This is a genomic window from Enterobacter wuhouensis, assembly GCF_035835995.1.
In the GTDB taxonomy this organism is placed as follows: Bacteria; Pseudomonadota; Gammaproteobacteria; order Enterobacterales; family Enterobacteriaceae; genus Enterobacter; species Enterobacter wuhouensis.
Map to the genome: position 1 here is coordinate 383,243 of NZ_CP142124.1, position 16,892 is coordinate 400,134.

The window sequence follows — 16,892 nt, forward strand, 5'->3', positions numbered from 1 at the left end:
AACGATGAAAAAAATCATTACGACACTTGAGCAGCTTCACCTGATGCGTAACCGCGCGGTGCAGGATCTTAGCGCCCGGCTGGCCTCACAGCAGCAGCTGTGCCAGCGGCTGGAGAAGAACATTCACTCCCTCTCGAATCTGGCGACCAGCCCGATCCAGGAGATGGCGGGCGGCGCAACCATGCTCTGCAATCAGTCGGTCTATAAGCGCCATATTCAGCGCGTGATCGACTGGCAAAAGCAGGAGCAGGCCCTGGCGAGCGTAGAAGCCCAGAAGCTGCAGGGGAACCTGCTGGCGGCATCCCGCAGGGAGAAAAGCCTGGAGCGGGTGCTGGATGAACGCCGCAGCGCGCAGCGCCTGGCGAACGAGCGGCGGGAACAGAAAACAACCGATGCGATATCAGCCCAGTGCTGGCTTCGACAGCAGCAGGCGCAGCGGCAGCGATAAGATGACCACGAATCTCATGCAAAACCTGCTGAAGCGCCAGCAGCAAAAACGATCGCACGCCACGCCGTTCGTCAGCGTCGTGTGCCCCACCTGGAACCGTCGGGCGTTTCTGCCCTATCTGCTCTATATCTTCCAGTATCAGGACTATCCTGCGGACAAGCGCGAGCTGATTATCCTGGATGACTCAGAGCAGAGTAACGAAGACTTAATCGCGATGATGGTCGATCCGGCGGTCTGCACGGTGCGCTATGTCCACAGCCCCGAGCGCCTCGATTTGGGCAAAAAGCGCAACATGCTCAACGAGATGGCGCAAGGGGAGTACATCATCTGCTTTGACGATGATGACTACTATGCGCCGAACAAGATCAGCGCGCAGGTGGCGGAAATGCAGAACAATAACGCCCTGTTTTCCGGCAGCGACACGATTTACATCTGGTACAGCCATCTGGATAAAATCTACCAGACCCATTCGTTCGGCGAACGCCACGCGCTCAACGGCACGTTCGGCTATCACCGCAACTTCCTGAAAAACCATCGCTATGAAGACACGGCAACGCTCGCGGAGGAGCAGGCGTTTCTGAACAACTTTACGACGCCGATTCAGCAGATCGATCCGCGTCAGGCGATCCTCTGTATTTCCCACAGCGCCAACACCTACGACAAAGATTTTGTCCTCGGCTCCTCGAAGCCGGTGGATTTAACGCTGGAGGATTTCGTCACCGACCGCAGCCTGCTGAGCCACTACCGTCGCCTGAGCCAGGCGCCGCTGAGTGCCTCGGTGGAGTGGCAGGCTTTTGAGAAGGTGGTGGTGCTTTACGATCCGCAGGCGGATGCGCTTGCCTCGCAGGTGGAGTCGCTCCTTTCTCTGGGGCTGAAGCGCGAACGGCTGGTGCCGCTGGCGGTCAACCCGGCGGATAGCGAGCTGGAGCAACATTGTCAGGCGCTTGAGCTGGCCCAGCGCGAGGCGTGGAGCAGCGTGCTGCTGCTGGATGCCTCCGTGAAGTTTGTGCGCAAGGAGATGTCCCTCAAAACGGTTAACCAGCTGTTGACGCGCCTGCCGCATATCGACTGGCAGGTGGTATTGCTGGGGGGGCGCTACAACAGCATTTCACCCCTCAGGACGCTGCCCGGCGTGGCGCGGGTACTCGATGCGGGCTGCGGCTGTGCCTATGCGGTCAACGGCTCCTATATCCCAACGCTGCTTGCGCACTACCGACAGGCGAAAAGCCTCGATGCCTGCTGGCCAGCGCAAATGCAGTCGCACTGCTGGCTGGGGATGCAGCCGAGCTTCGCCTTTTTACCCGAAATAAAAGACCCGACGACGGGGGCAGGCATTGACTGTACCCACTGGTTCTTCCGTAAAAACTTTCAATGATAAACGCCGCCACAGCAGCGGCTGGAGCAGTCTGTATGGAATTAATCGAACATTACCAGCCTGAATACGTTCTCCGTTTCCGGGCGCGCGAAGCCGCCTGCACCTGTTTGGCCTGTCAGGCCGCCACGGGCAACTGGCCCCATACGAGCACGTCGTTGGGTAACCAGCAGCGTGACAGCCTTAACGCGGCCTGTGAAAGCGCAGCGCGGGACATACTTCTGGATCCGGACGCGTTCGTGCTGCACGCGGGCGAAGCCGCATCCGACGGCGAACGTGAAGATAACCAGTGGAATGAAGTCCTTAACCAGCAGTGCATCAATATGGCCGTTCACCCGTCGCTGTCGCTGCAAAGCAGCCTGTATGCCATTGGCGTATTGCTCAGCAAGGCGCAGCGCTACGTGGATGAAAAACAGTGCGAACCGCAGCATCTGGTCACGATGGGCGAGCAGCTTTCTCAGCTGGCGGAGAACAGCATTCTCAATGAACAGTTCGCCATGCTGCCGACGATTGAGGTGAACCGCGTCGAAGCCCTGGGGGACATGGGGGCGATGCGCCTGAACCTGAATCTTCCGCCCATGCAGAAGATGATGTTCATGCTGAAGCTCAGCGAGCTGGCGGTGATGGAGCCTGCGAGGCTGCAGGACCGCCTGCGCGAGCTGGATGCCAGGCCGATCCCCCTGCTGGAGGCGCAGCCGCATATTTTGCGTAATATGCTGATTTATCGCCTGTACGGGGAGTTCTTCCCGTGCGCGGCATTTGATAACTACGGCGAAGCGCTTATGTCGCTGACGCGTCAGTTCTTCCAGGTAAAAAAGCTGTGCGCGATGTGGCTGGAGGATAACGCCGAGCTGACGGAAGACGATTTTATCAGCCTGGTAAGCGCCTGGTATGGCTGGCAACAGCAGGCGACGCCGGGGAACGAGAGGGTGAACACGGCTGATTACACCCTGCTGTGTGGGTTATCACTGATTTAACGAAAGGCGGCCTGTGCCGCCTTTTTACTCCGTCATGTATTCAGAATAAAGTCTTCAGAGTTAATAAAGCGCTCTATATGCTCCCACCAGTCCGCGTCGGAAAACTGCGCCAGGCACGCATATTTTTTGGCGTTGGGACACCACTCGGAAAATTGCTGGCTTGTTGGATGTGCCCACTTTTTATGCAGGGTATGTTTAAAGAAATTCTCGTTCATGATCAGATGCCCACACTGCCCAAACTGGCAGCCAACGTTTATACCCTGCGCATTCCACCCCAAAATATTATGGCGATAGGGAAGACGGTACTGAGACGGAATAATCGAATAAAGCGCCGAGATGGCGATCTCCGTATAGCCGGCCAGCGCGACGGGACCAGAATCGCAGGCCACCAGCAGCTGGCACAGGCTCATTAAGTAGACGGTCTGCGTGATGGTAAACGCGTTCATGCAGTTGATAACGCCCGGCATGTCAATGTGCATGGTTTTCTTATTCTGGAATTTATTATTGTCGCTGCCGATAAGAATGACCTGCCATCCTGCGCGAATAAAGCGTTCAGCAAGTTTCTTCCAGTGCTGTTCCGCCCACGTTCTGTTGGGTGAGCCAATGTTGGGGTGAAGTAAAACGACCTTGCCGCGGGTGATGTTATGAACGCGCATGAAGCGATCGACGGGGTCTTTATCAATCTTTTCAAAATCAAGCCTTGCGCGCTTGTGCGTATCGAACGTGTCGGGCGTCACTTCGCTGATGAATGCGTCCGTCATGTGTGAAGGTGCGACAATCTGCTCCCATCGTTCAAAGAAGTGAAGCCGGGAAAAGCGATTTGCAAGCTCGATCTGAAAGCGTTGATCGGCGGTGAGCGCATGGATATCCCAGTGCTCAACCTCTGCGGTACTATTGTCTATTAATTCGGCGTACAGCTTATTCGTAACAAAAACGAACGCATCCTCCGGGTAACGGGTTTTTAACGCATGAATGGCGCCCAGGCCATACACGATATCGCCCATTGATGCCGAAGAGTAAAAGATGCGTTTGACGTGCCCTTCACGGTGATACGTCGCCAGTTCGTCAGCGTAGCGAACAGCGTCAGGTGACAGATTAAACGTCGCGAGCAACTCGCTTTCGGGAAGGCATAATTCCTCTTTTGCCGTCATAGATATGATATAGCGGTTTGAAGAATTATTGAGGGTGGTCAGCTCGTCCCGGAATGATGAGATAACGTTTTTTGGCGTTATACCGAGCCATTGCATGGCGGAAAATGGCAGGCAGGGCGGGAGTTGATAAAAATGGTCGCTGGCCGCCCGCAAAACGCCAGCATCGTTATCATTATGCGATAGCAGGAAGAATTTGTGTCCTGTATGTCGTTGGCGAATATCCAGCAGTTGCTCTGCAAACACTCTCTTGTGCGTATCGGCGAGCGAAGGGTGTCGCGGTGCGATGTGTGAGCAATAATAAACATCGTCCTGGGCAAAAAAATCGCGGATAACCGCGATCATCGAGTCGGGTATACACAGAAAATTCGAGAAAACCTTTTTTTGCTCTTCCGTTAAGGGGGCAATAAACCGTACCGGTAAATCGGCGCTGTTAATGTTTTCATCGGTAATGTAATAAGCCGCATCGGTGAAATGATGCCACGCATAGCCGCACGCCATCAGCTCTTCGATGCTGCCGACAAAGCCCGCATGACCATTCAGGGCCGCAGATAATTTTTTATATAATTCAGCGTTATTTTGGGACTGAGATCTTAACGCGTAATCCCTCACGCTCGTTTCATAGATGTGAGGCTTGATGCAGTGCATGTTGTCTTTGAAAACAGAGCAAAAAATCAGCAGCGCAAGGCTGGCCGTGCTCGCTTCAACGTGCACCTCAATTTCATTAAGATTGTGCTGATGAAGAATGTTCGCCAGCGAGGTCAGCGTATTTTTCAGCTCGCCGTCAGCGTAATGTATTTCTGAAATATCAAGCGATGCAAAAGGTTGCGGATTAACCTTTGTATTTTTCAAAACAAAAATCGTTTTGCACGCCTCTTTTGCGACAGAGTGAATGTGGTTCGCCACCTGATGGCAAAAGTTAGCACGAGTTGTTTCTATGTATATTTTTGTTTTCACGGGATATAGGGCGTTAATTTTGCCTGATCGTTTCGATAATTGACGTGGTGGAGATGGTGGGTGTTCGGGCCAGATAAACAATCTCACACAGCGGGGAGAGATGATCAAACCTGCCTTTCCAGTCATCGCCCATCACCAGCGTTTGCGCGTTAAAGCGCCTGATATAATCCGCTTTTAGCTCGAGCGACTCCTCCAGGAACACCTCATCTACGCACCTTAACGACTCAATAATGTGCATTCGCTCATTCTGAAGATAGACCGGGAGGCGCGCCTTTTTTTGCAGATTCAGCTCGTCTGAAGAGATGCCGACCACCAGGCGATCCCCCAGGGCCCTTGCGCGCCGTAAGATATTAAGATGGCCGATATGAAAAACATCAAAAGTGCCAAATGTGATAATCGTTTTCATCATTGCTTTCTGTTATCAGGATGAAACCGCTTATCCCGACGTCGCCTCGTCAATAATTTCCGCAGCGCGTAAACCCGCGTTCCCGTCATTAAACGCATCGCAATATTCCGTTCTGATAAAATCCAGCTCGGCGGCATTTTTATGCCACGGATAGTCTTCGGAGAGGAACGTGCGAAGATCGGCCATATCCCGCGCGTCGGGAAGGAGCTTTCGGATCTGCTGCTCGGGGCTTTCGATGGTGCTGTACGATCTATTTTTTGTCAGCAGGTCGTCCATCTCATCCCAGCGCAATAAAATCACGCGTTTTTCGGCATTAACCGCATCGAAAATAAAACCGCTGTTGTCGCTTATCACATAGTCAGCGTGTTCCAGAAGCGCAAAGGTCGACGTATTATCCGTGACGATATTCTTTAAAAAACGTCTGGCGGCCTTCAGGCTTTGCTGTTCTTCTTTTCTGTATAACGTACCGTGGTGTAGCTTGCAGATAATGTTGTATTCGCCGCTCAGCCGGCCTAATTTTTCTGCCCAGTGCGGTAAAGAGCTAAGCTCTCCGTATGTCGGCGCATAGAGCAAGGTCGGTTTTTGAGGATCTAACGTAATGTGGGAAGGCAGTGCCTGCGGATATTTTTTGCTATGCCAGGCATCAAAGCGAGGGTTTCCCACCACCTTAACGCGTGAGGCGAGGTCGAGCGCTTTGGCCGTGTAGTGGCTGTAACATAAAATATAATCATATTTGCCGTTCCACGCCGCATGATTCCATTCATTTTTAGCCAGGCCATAAACCGTACGGACGTGTATCGGCGCAATTTTCTCGGCATAGGAAAGGTAATAGGGCGTAACAAGACAGCTATAGACCTGCTCATGTTTTAACACGGAAGATAAAAGCATAAAGCGCAGCCCGGGAACATTCACCGTTCCCAGGAAATTGACCATGTTATTCACATATTCGGCTTCTATCACGTCATTAATAATGATATCGCAGGGAATATTTTTATTGAGAAGCGCAGTAATAATATTGATGTAGACGTCGTAGTGAAAAGAGGTTTCCATCAGGAAGCCAATGCAGCGCGTTTTATGGCTCGTTTTCAAAGACATATTATGTATTTCCCTCAGCAGCACGCCCGCTTAAATTTGCTCATAAAGCCAGTTTTCCGGCTCGCTAATATTCAGCAGGTTTTGCAGGATCTCCTGCTGCATTGAGAGTACGGCGATGTTGCTGTCGTTAAGCGCCTTGCACTCTGCAGCCACCTTTTCAAGGGAATCCCAGAGCGCGTTGAGCTGTTGCTGATGCTGAGCGGGAAGACGGGAAAAAAGCGTGCGCAGGCCGGGCGAGCCGACGGGGATACCAAGCTGGGTAAGCAGCTGATAGCGCTGCTTGCTGTTCTGGGACAGCGTCTCGTAATGCGCAATAAGCTGCGGGTTGAGGATATCCAGCCGTGCTGCATCACGTGCGATAAGCCACTGGCGCTGATCGGCAAGAAGGGTTTTCAGGCTTGCGTAGGTTTCACGGTCTTCCACCATGCCCTGTACCAGCGTTTTGACGCACTGAGCGGCGTTACTCATTGTTACCTCTGATAATATTTCTCGATAGCGCTGGTCAGCGAGTCGATATCGACGCTGATTTTCCCATTCGCAATCGCTTCTTTCATGCTGGCGACGCGCGCCATATCGACTTCTGGCAAGGCGGCCAGCTGGGTCTGCGCATCACCAAGAACGGGGTCGATGGCAGCGGTTCGGGTGGTTTTCATCTCTTCAGTGCCTGCGGCGCGCGTCGGGGTCGTGGTACTGGCCTGATTGACTGCGCTCGTCATTGCGTACTGGGTGGATGTCACTTTCATCGCGGTACTCCATCTTCGGAATTTTTATTGGTCGTTTTCGCCAGGGGATGCAAAGCGGAAAAAGGTTTTCCTGACGCCTTACCAGGGTAAAGCGACGCATCAATACGAAAACTTAAACGGGGCGTCATATTTTTATCGACCGGCGGTAAAGCCGGTTCTGACCACGCCCATGTCCACGACGGTCGCAGAAACTTCCCGCTCGCTGCTTTCGTTTTTCACCTTGATCATCTCGCCTTTGCGCCCCTTTTTGCTGGCAATGCCCATCGTGCGCGCTTCGACGCCATCCTGGACGGCAATCATCAGCACGCGCTGGCCGCGCTCCACCATTACCGGTGAATCAAGCTGGCTTTGGCTAATCGGCTGCAGCTCGCGGACGCGGCGCTTAAGGGTTAACCCCACCACCTCGTCCGGACGGGTGATATAGCCGCTGCGCAGGTTGCTGATGTTGAATTTTCGGCGCGTGAGATCGGAGGCGGCAAGCACGTGACCGCGCTCAAGCGTCTCTTTCGCCATCAACACCTGCAGATAGATATCGGGTTTGACCGTCACCGCCACGTCCCAGCCGCTTCCGGCCTCGCAGCGCACGTCAAAGCGCAGGCGACGTAAATCAAGGTGTTCACCTCCCGGCATGCTCACGCTGAGCGGCGCGGGGCAGGGCGCGTATTGCGAAATCTCGGAGGGGATAAACAGGTTCAGCTTCGCCTGATAATCCTCCCAGCGGTTGCGTTCCGCTTCCTGGCGAATGGCCTCTGCGGCCTGCTGCTGAACGCGGGCATAAACCTGCTTGCGCGCGGTGGACGGCTCAGGCTGAGCCACCGCCGGAAGCGCAATAACGCCGAGTAGCGCCGCGAAAACAGACCAGCGGAAAAATACCTTCCCTTTTGGACGGCATATTGCTGAAAAACGTATTGAATTCATGATTTTAAAAACCTGGCACGATAGTTGCTTTAAATGCTGTAGCAACACGGACTATCGCAGGTGTCCATCATCAGAAAGGAGTGAGCTGTGAGTATTACTTTTGATAAGGCATTGGGCGTTCATCCGCAGGCTGTAGCACTTCGACTTTCCAGGGCGGAACTGCTTTCAGCAAATCTGGCTAACGTCGATACCCCCAATTTCCAGGCTAAAGATATTGATTTTGCCGCGGAGATGCAACGTTCACAGCGGGATTTCTTTCCCGGGTCTGCGCCGCAAGAGATGTATCGCGTGCCGTACCAACCCTCCTCGGACGGCAATACCGTTGCGCTGGACGTGGAGCAGGCGGAGTTTTCAAAAAACGTGCAGGACTATCAGATGAGCCTGGCGTTTTTAAACATGAAATTCACCGGCCTGAAAAAGGCAATTGAAGGTAAGTGATTGAATCAGGTAACTAAAAATGGCTTTTAGCGATATTTACCGCGTTTCGGGTTCGGCGATGACGGCTCAAACCGTCCGCCTGAACACCATCGCCAGTAACCTCGCCAACGCCGAAACCCCGGCGGTGGATGAAGGCAATGTGTACAAAGCGCGCCGCCCGGTCTTTGCCGCGGTGTACCAGAACGACCAGCTGATGAGCGACAAAGCGCTAACCGGCGCGCGCGTTCAGGTGCTGGACGTGGTCTCGACGGGCAATGCCGTGCAGCGCTACGAGCCGCATCACCCGATGGCAAATGCGGACGGTTACGTCTGGTACCCGGACGTCAACGTGGTGGAGGAGATGGCCGACATGATGTCCGCGTCGCGTAACTTCGAAACCAACGTGGATGTTCTTAACAATGTAAAAAGCATGCAGCAAAGCCTGCTGCGTCTTGGAGAGGCGTAATACATGAGCGTGAATGGCGTATCCAACCAATCCGGTACCACGACCTACGACAGCGGCGTGTCGGGGAATGACAATACGGCGGCAGGCATGAACAACCTGTTTATGCAGCTGCTGGTCGCGCAGATCCAAAATCAGGACCCGCTAAACCCCACCGACGGTACCGAGTATGTCGGCCAGCTCGCGCAGCTGACCCAGGTGCAGTCCATGGAAACCATGTCACAGCTGATGGCGAACAACGCCGTGCTGATGGACAACCTTCAGACCCTCACCACGGGCAACCTGGTTGGGCAAAAAGTGATGGTCCAGACCGACACGGTTGAAACCGACGGCAGCACCAGCATTGATGGCCGCCTGACGCTGGATCATGCCGCCAATACCGTCACGGTGATCGTGAAGGATGAAAGCGGCAACGAGACCAAAATCGAGCTGGGCAAACAGGAAAAAGGAACGGTGGATTTCAGCATCGATCCCGAAGCGCTGGGCTTAAAAGAGGGTAAATACAGCCTGTCCGTGGTGACGGATACCGAAGAGACCAAGGTGCCGATTGAAGTCGGCGGCGTGGTGAACAACGTGCGCATTCCGCTCGACGGCAGCCCTACGGTGCTGAACATCACCGGGATTGGCGAAGTCGCTTACAACAATATTACGCAGTTTGGGCAGTCGAGTGACAAAAACCCAAAGGGATTAATGAGTTAATCAGGAACAATTATGAGCTTTGACATTGCAATTTCGGGCTTGAATGCCATTAACCAGCAGCTGGGCGCGATCTCCAACAACATCGCCAACTCCGGCACCGTGGGCTTTAAGTCAGGCCGCGCGGAATTTGCTTCTCTGTATGCCGAAGGCCAGCCTTTGGGCGTGGGCGTGACCGGTATTGCGCAGAGTATTTCCAAAAGCGGAAGCATCTTTTCCTCTGCCAGCAGCCTCGACCTGGCGATCAACGGCGACGGCTTCTTCGTGATGCGCGACAGCGCGGGCAGCACGGCGTATACCCGCGCGGGCTACATGCAGACCGACAGCCTCGGCAACCTGATCAACAACCAGGGCATGTACCTGCAGGGCTATCCGGTGGATGCCAACGGCGTGATCCAGACCGGTACGGTCGGGAATCTGACCATCAGCAGCGGTTCGCTTCCGGCTAAAGCAACCAGCTCGCTCGACTTCACGGCAAACCTTAACGCCAACGAAAAGCTGCCCAAAACCACCACCTTCGATCCTACCGACGAAACGTCGTATAACCACACCTACGCGACGCAGGTGTACGACTCGCTGGGCCGTGAGCACACGCTGAAGCAGTATTTTGTTAAAACCAGCGATAACGAGTGGGAAGTGCACTACTACATGGATGACCAGGATATGGGCACCACGCAGAAGATGACCTTCACCGAGCAGGGCGTGCTGGAAACGCCTAACGGGGCCGTCAACATTAAGGCCGATATTCCTGGCGCGGAAGGGATCGAACTGGCGCTGAGCTACAACGGCACCACGCAGTTTGGGTCTGATTTTTCCGTCAGCAAAAACAACGGCAACGGCTATGCCTCCGGCGAACGCACCGGACAGACCATCGACAAAGACGGCAGCGTGTACGCCACCTTCTCTAACGGTGAACGTCTGCTGCAGGGCCAGGTGATTCTGGCGACCTTCGCGAACCCAAATGGCCTCTCGTCGCAAAACGGCACCACCTGGACGCAAACCGCCAGCTCCGGCGCGCCGCTGACCGGCACGCCGGGCACGGGCCTGCTGGGCGCGCTGACCTCTAACACGCTCGAAGGCTCTAACGTTGACCTGACGGCCGAGCTGGTGGGGCTGATGACCGCCCAGCGTAACTACCAGGCCAACACCAAAGTGATCAGCACCAACGACAGCATGATGACGGCGCTGTTCCAGGCGGTGTAATGGATCACTTAATTTATACCGCCGTCAGCGGCGCCAGCCGAAGCCTGTCGCAGCAGCAGATCCACGCCAATAACCTGGCGAACGTGAACACCCAGGGGTTCCGTCACGATCTGGATAGCGCCCTGTCGCAGCAGATCCAGGGCGAGGGTTACGCCTCGCGTTTCCTGGTACAGCAGCAGCAGGGCGGCGTGGACCTGACGCCGGGCGCAACGCGTGATACCGGACGCGATCTGGACGTGGCTATCAAAGGCAGCGGCCTGATTGCGCTGGTGAGCGGCAACCGCGAAGTCTATACCCGCAACGGCCAGATTGAAGTGGGGCCGGAAGGGGATCTGACCATCGACGGTTTGCCGGTGTCCGGCGATAACGGCCCGATCGTGCTGCCGCCGTTTTCCTCCATCAGCATTGCCGATGACGGAGTGATCTCCATCGTGCCGGATGACGGCAACGTGGCCGCGCCGATGGAGGTCGATCGCATCAAGCTGGTGGATATTCCCGCCGCCCAGCTGAGCAAAAACAGCGCCGGGTTTATGGTCACTACCGCCAACGTCAACCCGCGTACCGAAGAGGTCGAGCTGGTGGCGGGCCACCTTGAAAGCTCCAACGTCTCGGCGATAAGCGAGATGGTGTCGAGCATTGCGCTCAACAGACAGTTTGAAGCGCAGATCAAGATGATGAAGGCGGCGGAAGATCTGGCCACGGCGGGCAACCGCCTGTTGCGTAATACCTGATTGAGTAAGGAATAACGATGAATCCCGCTTTATGGATCAGCAAAACCGGCCTTGCCGCGCAAGATGCCAAGATGAGCGCCATCTCCAACAACCTGGCGAACGTCAACACCACCGGGTTCAAGCGCGATCGCGTGATGTTCGCCGATCTGTTTTATCAGAATCAGCGCACGCCGGGCGGCCAACTGGACCAGAACAATACCTCGCCGACCGGCATTCAGTTCGGTACCGGGGTAAAAATCGTCGGCACGCAGAAAGAGTTCTCGACCGGCAATATCCAGAACACCGGGCAGAAGATGGATGTCGCCATCACCGGTCAGGGCTTTTTCCAGGTTGAAACCAGCGATGGCGATATTGCCTATACCCGCGCGGGGAATTTCCAGAAGAACCCGGACGGCCTGCTGACCAACGCGCAGGGGCTGCCGCTGGTACCGCAAATCGAGCTGCCGGACAACGTGAAGGATATCCAGATAGGCAAAGACGGCACCGTTACCGCCACGGTCGCGGGCGAAACGGAGCCGGTTGAGCTTGGGCAGATCACCCTGGTGAACTTTGTGAATCCAGCCGGACTTGAGGCCATCGGCGGCAACCTGTACCGCGAAACCGCAGCCAGCGGGGAAGCGGTTGAAGGCGTCGCGGGCGAAGAGGCGTTCGGCCAGCTTGAGCAGGGGTCGCTGGAAGGCTCCAACGTTCAGGTAGTGGAAGAGATGGTCGATATGATTACCGTCCAGCGCGCCTACGAGATGAACGCCAAAATGGTCTCTGCCGCAGACGATATGTTGAAGTTTGTCACGCAGCAGATGTAACGCGTGAAGTGAAGTGAACAAAAAATGAAAAAGCAGTTAGTTACCGGCTTTTTTGTACTTCTGCTGGCCGGGTGTGAAAGCCCGGCCCTGCTGGTACATAAAGACGATGCGGCCTACGCGCCGCCGGAAGATTTTGCCATGCCGCCTGCCGAAACGAAGGGCGGCGGTCTGTACAACGCCAATTACAACTGGTCGCTGACCCAGGACCGTCGCTCCTATCGCGTGGGCGATATCCTCACCGTGAAGCTGGATGAATCAACCCAGGCCAGCAAGCAGGCGCGCACCAACTTCGGCAAGAAAAACGATGTCTCCATCGGCATTCCGGAGGCCTTCGGCCATTCCGTCGACAAGCTCTCCGGCTCGATCGACGGCAATCGCAACTTCAACGGTAATGCCACCTCGCAGCAGCAAAACAGCCTGCGCGGTGCCATCACCGTTGCGGTCTATAAGGTGCTGCCCAACGGCGTGCTGGCGGTGCGCGGTGAGAAGTGGCTGACCCTCAACCAGGGCGACGAGTATATGCGCGTCACGGGGCTGGTGCGTGCGGAGGATATTGAGCGTGATAACTCCGTCTCTTCCCAGCGTATCGCCAACGCGCGTATCTCCTATGCGGGACGCGGCGCGCTAAGCGATGCCAACTCCGCAGGCTGGCTGACGCGCTTCTTTAACCATCCGCTGTTCCCAATTTAATGGAGTCTACCATGCAAAAAGTCATGCTGTTTCTGATGCTGCTGTGGACCACCGGTGCGGCGGCGGAGCGCCTGGGTAACGTCGTGGATATTCAGGGCGTGCGCGGTAACCAGCTGGTGGGCTACAGCCTGGTCGTGGGTCTTGACGGCACGGGCGATAAGAACCAGGTAAAATTCACCAGCCAGTCGGTGACCAACATGCTGCGCCAGTTTGGCGTCCAGCTGCCGACCAAAATCGATCCTAAAGTGAAGAACGTCGCCGCCGTGGCCATCAGCGCCACGCTGCCGCCGGGGTACGCGCGCGGGCAGGCGATTGACGTGACCGTCTCGTCGATTGGCGATGCCAAAAGCCTGCGCGGCGGTACGTTACTGCTGACGCAGCTGCGCGGGGCCGATGGCGAAGTCTATGCCCTGGCGCAGGGGAACGTGGTGGTGGGCGGCGTGAAGGCCGAAGGCAACAGCGGTTCCAGCGTGACGATCAACACGCCGACCGTCGGGCGCGTGCCGAACGGCGGTTCCGTGGAGCGTGAAATCCCGTCCGATTTTCAACAGAACAATCAGGTGATTTTAAACCTCAAGCGTCCGAGCTTTAAAACCGCCAACAGCGTTGCCGTCGCCCTTAACGGCGCCTTTGGCTCGGGGACCGCCACGGCGCAGAGCGCGACGAACGTGGTGGTTAACGCCCCGCAGTCTGCGGGCGAGCGCGTGGCCTTTATGTCGATGCTGGAAGATGTGCAAATCAACGCCGGCAAGCAGCCGCCTCGGGTGGTGTTTAACGCCCGCACCGGCACGGTGGTGATTGGCGACGGCGTGGTGGTCCGTGCCGCGGCGGTATCCCACGGGAACCTGACCGTGACCATCCGCGAATCGTCCAACGTCAGCCAGCCGGGCGCGTTCAGCCAGGGACAAACCGTGGTTACGCCGGAAAGCGACGTCAGCGTCGACAGGGGCCGTGGGCAGATGGTGACGGTGGCGGCGGGTACCAGCCTGCGCAGCATCGTCAATACGCTGAACAGCCTCGGCGCATCGCCGGATGACACCATGGCCATTCTGCAGGCGCTGCATGAAGCGGGCGCGCTGGATGCCGAACTGGTGGTGATTTAAGGAGCCGCTATGCTGAACGCCATTACCCCGAATACCGCCATGCTGCCCGGGGATATGACCGGGCAGGTCAAACCGCAAAATCTGGAACAGGCCGCCGAGCAGTTCGAAGCCATGTTCCTGCGCTCGCTGATGAAGGAGATGCGTAAGGCGTCGCAGGCGCTGGTGGACGATAACCCGTTCGACAGCAAGCAGCAGCGCATGATGCAGGAGTTCTACGACGACAAGCTGACCTCGCAGCTGGCGTCGCAGCGCAGCACGGGCATTGCGCAGATGATTATCACCCAGCTTGGCCCTCAGGAGCGCGCGTCGCTTAAGAACGCGCAGGGTATGGTCGCTTTACAAGAACATCCTCAGCAATTAACGCCCCCCGTCGTACCGGCAGTACGCCGTGGGCAGGAGTAACCGATGAACATGATCAACATTGCCTGGAGCGGCCTGCAGGCGGCGCAGTTTGGGATGAGCGTGACCTCCATGAACATCTCCAACGTGCTGACGCCGGGCTATAGCCGCCAGGGCATTATTCAAAGCTCGGTGGTGACGATGGGCCAGGGCGGGATGTCCGCCGGGGCCGGCGTTCAGGTCGACAGCATCCGCCGCGTTTCCGATCAGTACCTGACCAACCAGGTGTGGCAGAGCAACAGCAAAGCCAACTACTACGGCATCAACAATCAGTATCTCGGTTCGCTGGAGAAGGTGATCGGCACGGATTCAACCAGCCTGGGAACGGGGCTGGATGATTTCTTTTCAGCGCTGAGCGCGCTCACGAAAGAGCCGGAAAGTGAAGCCAACCGCCAGCAGCTGCTGAATCAGGCAGACTCCCTGGCGACGCGCTTCAATAACATGAACGACTTTATCAATAGCCAGAAGACGTCGATCGCCAACCAGCGCGACACCATGGTGGGGCAGATCAACAGCCTGACCGCCGGGATCGCGGATTACAATAAAAAAATCATGGAGATGGACTCCACGGGCGGCAACAGCAACGTGCTGCGCGACCAGCGCGACGAGCTGGTGAAGCAGCTGAGCACCTATGCCGACGTGAAGGTGGTAGAGGACAGCAACGGCAGCTATTCCGTTTCAATGAAAAACGGCCAGCCGCTGGTGAGCGGTAAAGTGGCCGGGGAGCTGAGCAGCAGCCTTGACGGCAGCGGTAACCCGGTGCTGAGCCTGAACTTCTCCAACACCACGTTCTCTCTGAACCCGTCGACGGGCGGACAGCTCGGCGCACTGTACGACTATGAGACCGGCGACCTCGCCGAGATGCAGGCCTCCGTGCAGGGCATGGCGGAAGCCGTTGCCACGCTGTTTAACGATCAGCTGGCGCAGGGCTTTGATAAGAATGGTAATAAGGGCAAACCGCTGTTTACCTTCGACCTGACCAATCCAACCGGGATTTTGCAGGTTAACGATCTCAAGCCCGACGAGCTGGCGTTATCCGGCAAGCCTGACGAGCAGGGGAACGGCGACAACCTGCAGCTGCTGATCGACCTGAAGAACAAAAAGGTCGATATCGGCGGAATGGGCAATATGAGCCTCAACGAAGGCGCTGCGGCAATCATCTCAAACGTGGGTATTGCCAGTAAAAAATCCCAGAGCGAGCTGGAAGCCGCGCAGGGGGTTTACGACCAGGCACAGCTTCAGCGCAATAATCTCAGTGCGGTAAACCAGGACGAAGAGGCCATTAACCTGCAGGTTTACATGCAGGCGTACCAGTCTAACGTCAAGGTGATAGCCACCGGCAACCAGATTTTCAACGACCTGTTAGGCCTGTTTTAACCGGCGTTAAGGAACACACTTATGCGAATCAGCAGTCTCTATAACTCCGACGCCATGATGGCGCAGCTTGGCACCAACGGAACGCGCATCAGCAAGCTGATGGAGCAGATGGCCACCCAGAAGCGAATTAACGTTCCTTCTGACGATCCGGTTGCGGCCACGCGTCTGGTGCAGTTGAACCGCGAACAATCCGCGATCCAGCAGTATCAAAACAATATTAAAGGCCTGAGCGGTTCGCTTTCCAGCCAGGAAGCGAACGTCACCGCGATGAAAGATCAACTGCTGGCGCTGAACGATAAGCTCGTATCGGCGGCAAACGGCGGCGCGCTGAGCGATGAAGACATGGCCAGCTATGGCAATGAGCTTTCTTCCATGCTCGATTCGCTGGTGGCCTCGCTGAATGCCCAGAACGAAAGCGGCGGCTATCTCTTCTCCGGCACCAAAACCGATACCAAACCGGTTGTCTGGGATGAGTCGCAGGGAAAATATGTCTATCAGGGCAATAACGGCACGCGTGAAACCACGGTGGCGAACGGCGTAAACGTGACGGAAAACACCAGCGCGGTTGGGGCGTTTTCCGGCAACGGTGACGATCTGGAAATGCTCAACAAGCTGAAGGCCCTGAGCGATAAAATGCAGGACCCGGCGCTGTCGGTAACGGATTATCAGGACGATCTTAACGAGATGCTGACGCTGTCGGGCCAGTCTCGCGATAAGGTTGCCGGGTTACTGACCGATCTGGGCGGTCGTCAGAACCGCCTGACCATGCTTGACGATGCCCATACGGACGTCAGCATGGCGAACGATCAGGTGGTTCGCGATCTGTCCGATACCGACTGGGCGACCACCAGTATTAATCTGCAGCTGTATACCAACTCCGTGCAGATCACCAACAAAGCGTACAGCATGATCAGTCAGCTTTCGCTCTTCAGCATGTTGTAATCGT

At 56.0% G+C, this 16,892-nt stretch carries 20 protein-coding genes; 14 read left to right on the forward strand and 6 right to left on the reverse strand.

Annotation, left to right across the window (positions count from 1 at the left end; translation table 11 throughout):
* Nucleotides 1-4: 4 nt before the first annotated feature.
* The 3 genes from fliJ to VPX56_RS01855 are packed head-to-tail and all read left to right on the forward strand — an operon-like array spanning nt 5 to nt 2,797.
* Nucleotides 5-448: a flagellar export protein FliJ gene (fliJ, locus tag VPX56_RS01845; RefSeq protein WP_326469521.1), complete on the forward strand. Its 444-nt coding sequence runs from the start codon at nt 5-7 to the stop codon at nt 446-448.
* Nucleotides 393-1,823 carry a glycosyltransferase family 2 protein gene (locus VPX56_RS01850; RefSeq protein ID WP_242673421.1) on the forward strand — a complete coding sequence of 477 codons (1,431 nt, stop codon included), beginning with the start codon at nt 393-395 and terminating at the stop codon, nt 1,821-1,823. The genes fliJ and VPX56_RS01850 overlap by 56 nt, the downstream gene beginning before the upstream one ends.
* A 35-nt stretch (nt 1,824-1,858) precedes the next feature.
* A complete protein-coding gene (locus tag VPX56_RS01855; RefSeq protein ID WP_326469524.1) occupies nt 1,859-2,797 on the forward strand; it encodes a hypothetical protein in 939 nt (312 codons plus the stop codon).
* Between the two features lie 32 nt (nt 2,798-2,829).
* Here the strand turns inward: VPX56_RS01855 and VPX56_RS01860 are convergent, their stop codons facing one another.
* The 6 genes from VPX56_RS01860 to flgA form a co-directional block, all read right to left on the reverse strand.
* Nucleotides 2,830-4,797, reverse strand: coding sequence for a glycosyltransferase family 9 protein (locus VPX56_RS01860; protein ID WP_326469526.1), 1,968 nt, complete (start codon nt 4,795-4,797; stop codon nt 2,830-2,832).
* Between the two features lie 118 nt (nt 4,798-4,915).
* The gene (locus VPX56_RS01865) at nt 4,916-5,308 is read right to left on the reverse strand and encodes an FAD synthase family protein (protein WP_326471929.1); all 393 of its coding nucleotides are present in this window, start codon (nt 5,306-5,308) and stop codon (nt 4,916-4,918) included.
* A gap of 30 nt (nt 5,309-5,338) precedes the next feature.
* Nucleotides 5,339-6,427 carry a CDP-glycerol glycerophosphotransferase family protein gene (locus VPX56_RS01870; protein ID WP_326469528.1) on the reverse strand — a complete coding sequence of 363 codons (1,089 nt, stop codon included), beginning with the start codon at nt 6,425-6,427 and terminating at the stop codon, nt 5,339-5,341.
* Between the two features lie 6 nt (nt 6,428-6,433).
* A complete protein-coding gene (locus VPX56_RS01875; protein ID WP_131635419.1) occupies nt 6,434-6,871 on the reverse strand; it encodes a flagellar protein FlgN in 438 nt (145 codons plus the stop codon).
* 2 nt (nt 6,872-6,873) lie between these two features.
* On the reverse strand, nt 6,874-7,146 hold the full coding sequence (gene flgM / locus VPX56_RS01880; protein ID WP_326469529.1) for a flagellar biosynthesis anti-sigma factor FlgM: 273 nt from the start codon (nt 7,144-7,146) through the stop codon (nt 6,874-6,876).
* Nucleotides 7,147-7,278: 132 nt separating this feature from the next.
* The gene (flgA, locus tag VPX56_RS01885) at nt 7,279-8,064 is read right to left on the reverse strand and encodes a flagellar basal body P-ring formation chaperone FlgA (RefSeq protein ID WP_326469531.1); all 786 of its coding nucleotides are present in this window, start codon (nt 8,062-8,064) and stop codon (nt 7,279-7,281) included.
* Nucleotides 8,065-8,151: 87 nt separating this feature from the next.
* Between flgA and flgB the strand changes: the two genes are divergently transcribed.
* The 11 genes from flgB to flgL are packed head-to-tail and all read left to right on the forward strand — an operon-like array spanning nt 8,152 to nt 16,888.
* Nucleotides 8,152-8,502: a hypothetical protein gene (gene flgB / locus VPX56_RS01890; protein ID WP_006177433.1), complete on the forward strand. Its 351-nt coding sequence runs from the start codon at nt 8,152-8,154 to the stop codon at nt 8,500-8,502.
* A 19-nt stretch (nt 8,503-8,521) separates the two neighbouring features.
* On the forward strand, nt 8,522-8,947 hold the full coding sequence (flgC, locus tag VPX56_RS01895; protein ID WP_119937888.1) for a flagellar basal body rod protein FlgC: 426 nt from the start codon (nt 8,522-8,524) through the stop codon (nt 8,945-8,947).
* 3 nt (nt 8,948-8,950) lie between these two features.
* On the forward strand, nt 8,951-9,643 hold the full coding sequence (gene flgD, locus VPX56_RS01900; protein WP_131635422.1) for a flagellar hook assembly protein FlgD: 693 nt from the start codon (nt 8,951-8,953) through the stop codon (nt 9,641-9,643).
* Nucleotides 9,644-9,655: 12 nt separating this feature from the next.
* Entirely contained in the window at nt 9,656-10,843 is a 1,188-nt protein-coding gene (gene flgE / locus VPX56_RS01905) for a flagellar hook protein FlgE (protein ID WP_263610712.1), read from the forward strand.
* Nucleotides 10,843-11,574 carry a flagellar basal body rod protein FlgF gene (locus VPX56_RS01910; protein WP_131635424.1) on the forward strand — a complete coding sequence of 244 codons (732 nt, stop codon included), beginning with the start codon at nt 10,843-10,845 and terminating at the stop codon, nt 11,572-11,574. Before flgE ends, VPX56_RS01910 begins: the two co-directional genes overlap by 1 nt.
* Before the next feature lie 17 nt (nt 11,575-11,591).
* Nucleotides 11,592-12,377: a flagellar basal-body rod protein FlgG gene (gene flgG / locus VPX56_RS01915; protein WP_131635425.1), complete on the forward strand. Its 786-nt coding sequence runs from the start codon at nt 11,592-11,594 to the stop codon at nt 12,375-12,377.
* A 24-nt stretch (nt 12,378-12,401) separates the two neighbouring features.
* The gene (gene flgH / locus VPX56_RS01920) at nt 12,402-13,067 is read left to right on the forward strand and encodes a flagellar basal body L-ring protein FlgH (RefSeq protein ID WP_326469538.1); all 666 of its coding nucleotides are present in this window, start codon (nt 12,402-12,404) and stop codon (nt 13,065-13,067) included.
* A gap of 11 nt (nt 13,068-13,078) precedes the next feature.
* Complete coding sequence (locus tag VPX56_RS01925; protein ID WP_165500729.1) at nt 13,079-14,170, forward strand: flagellar basal body P-ring protein FlgI; 1,092 nt, start codon at nt 13,079-13,081, stop codon at nt 14,168-14,170.
* Nucleotides 14,171-14,179: 9 nt separating this feature from the next.
* Nucleotides 14,180-14,572, forward strand: a complete 393-nt coding sequence (locus VPX56_RS01930; protein WP_263610710.1) for a rod-binding protein — start codon at nt 14,180-14,182, stop codon at nt 14,570-14,572.
* 3 nt (nt 14,573-14,575) lie between these two features.
* Entirely contained in the window at nt 14,576-15,946 is a 1,371-nt protein-coding gene (flgK, locus tag VPX56_RS01935; RefSeq protein WP_131635428.1) for a flagellar hook-associated protein FlgK, read from the forward strand.
* Between the two features lie 21 nt (nt 15,947-15,967).
* Nucleotides 15,968-16,888, forward strand: coding sequence for a flagellar hook-associated protein FlgL (gene flgL, locus VPX56_RS01940; protein WP_131635429.1), 921 nt, complete (start codon nt 15,968-15,970; stop codon nt 16,886-16,888).
* Nucleotides 16,889-16,892: the final 4 nt, after the last annotated feature.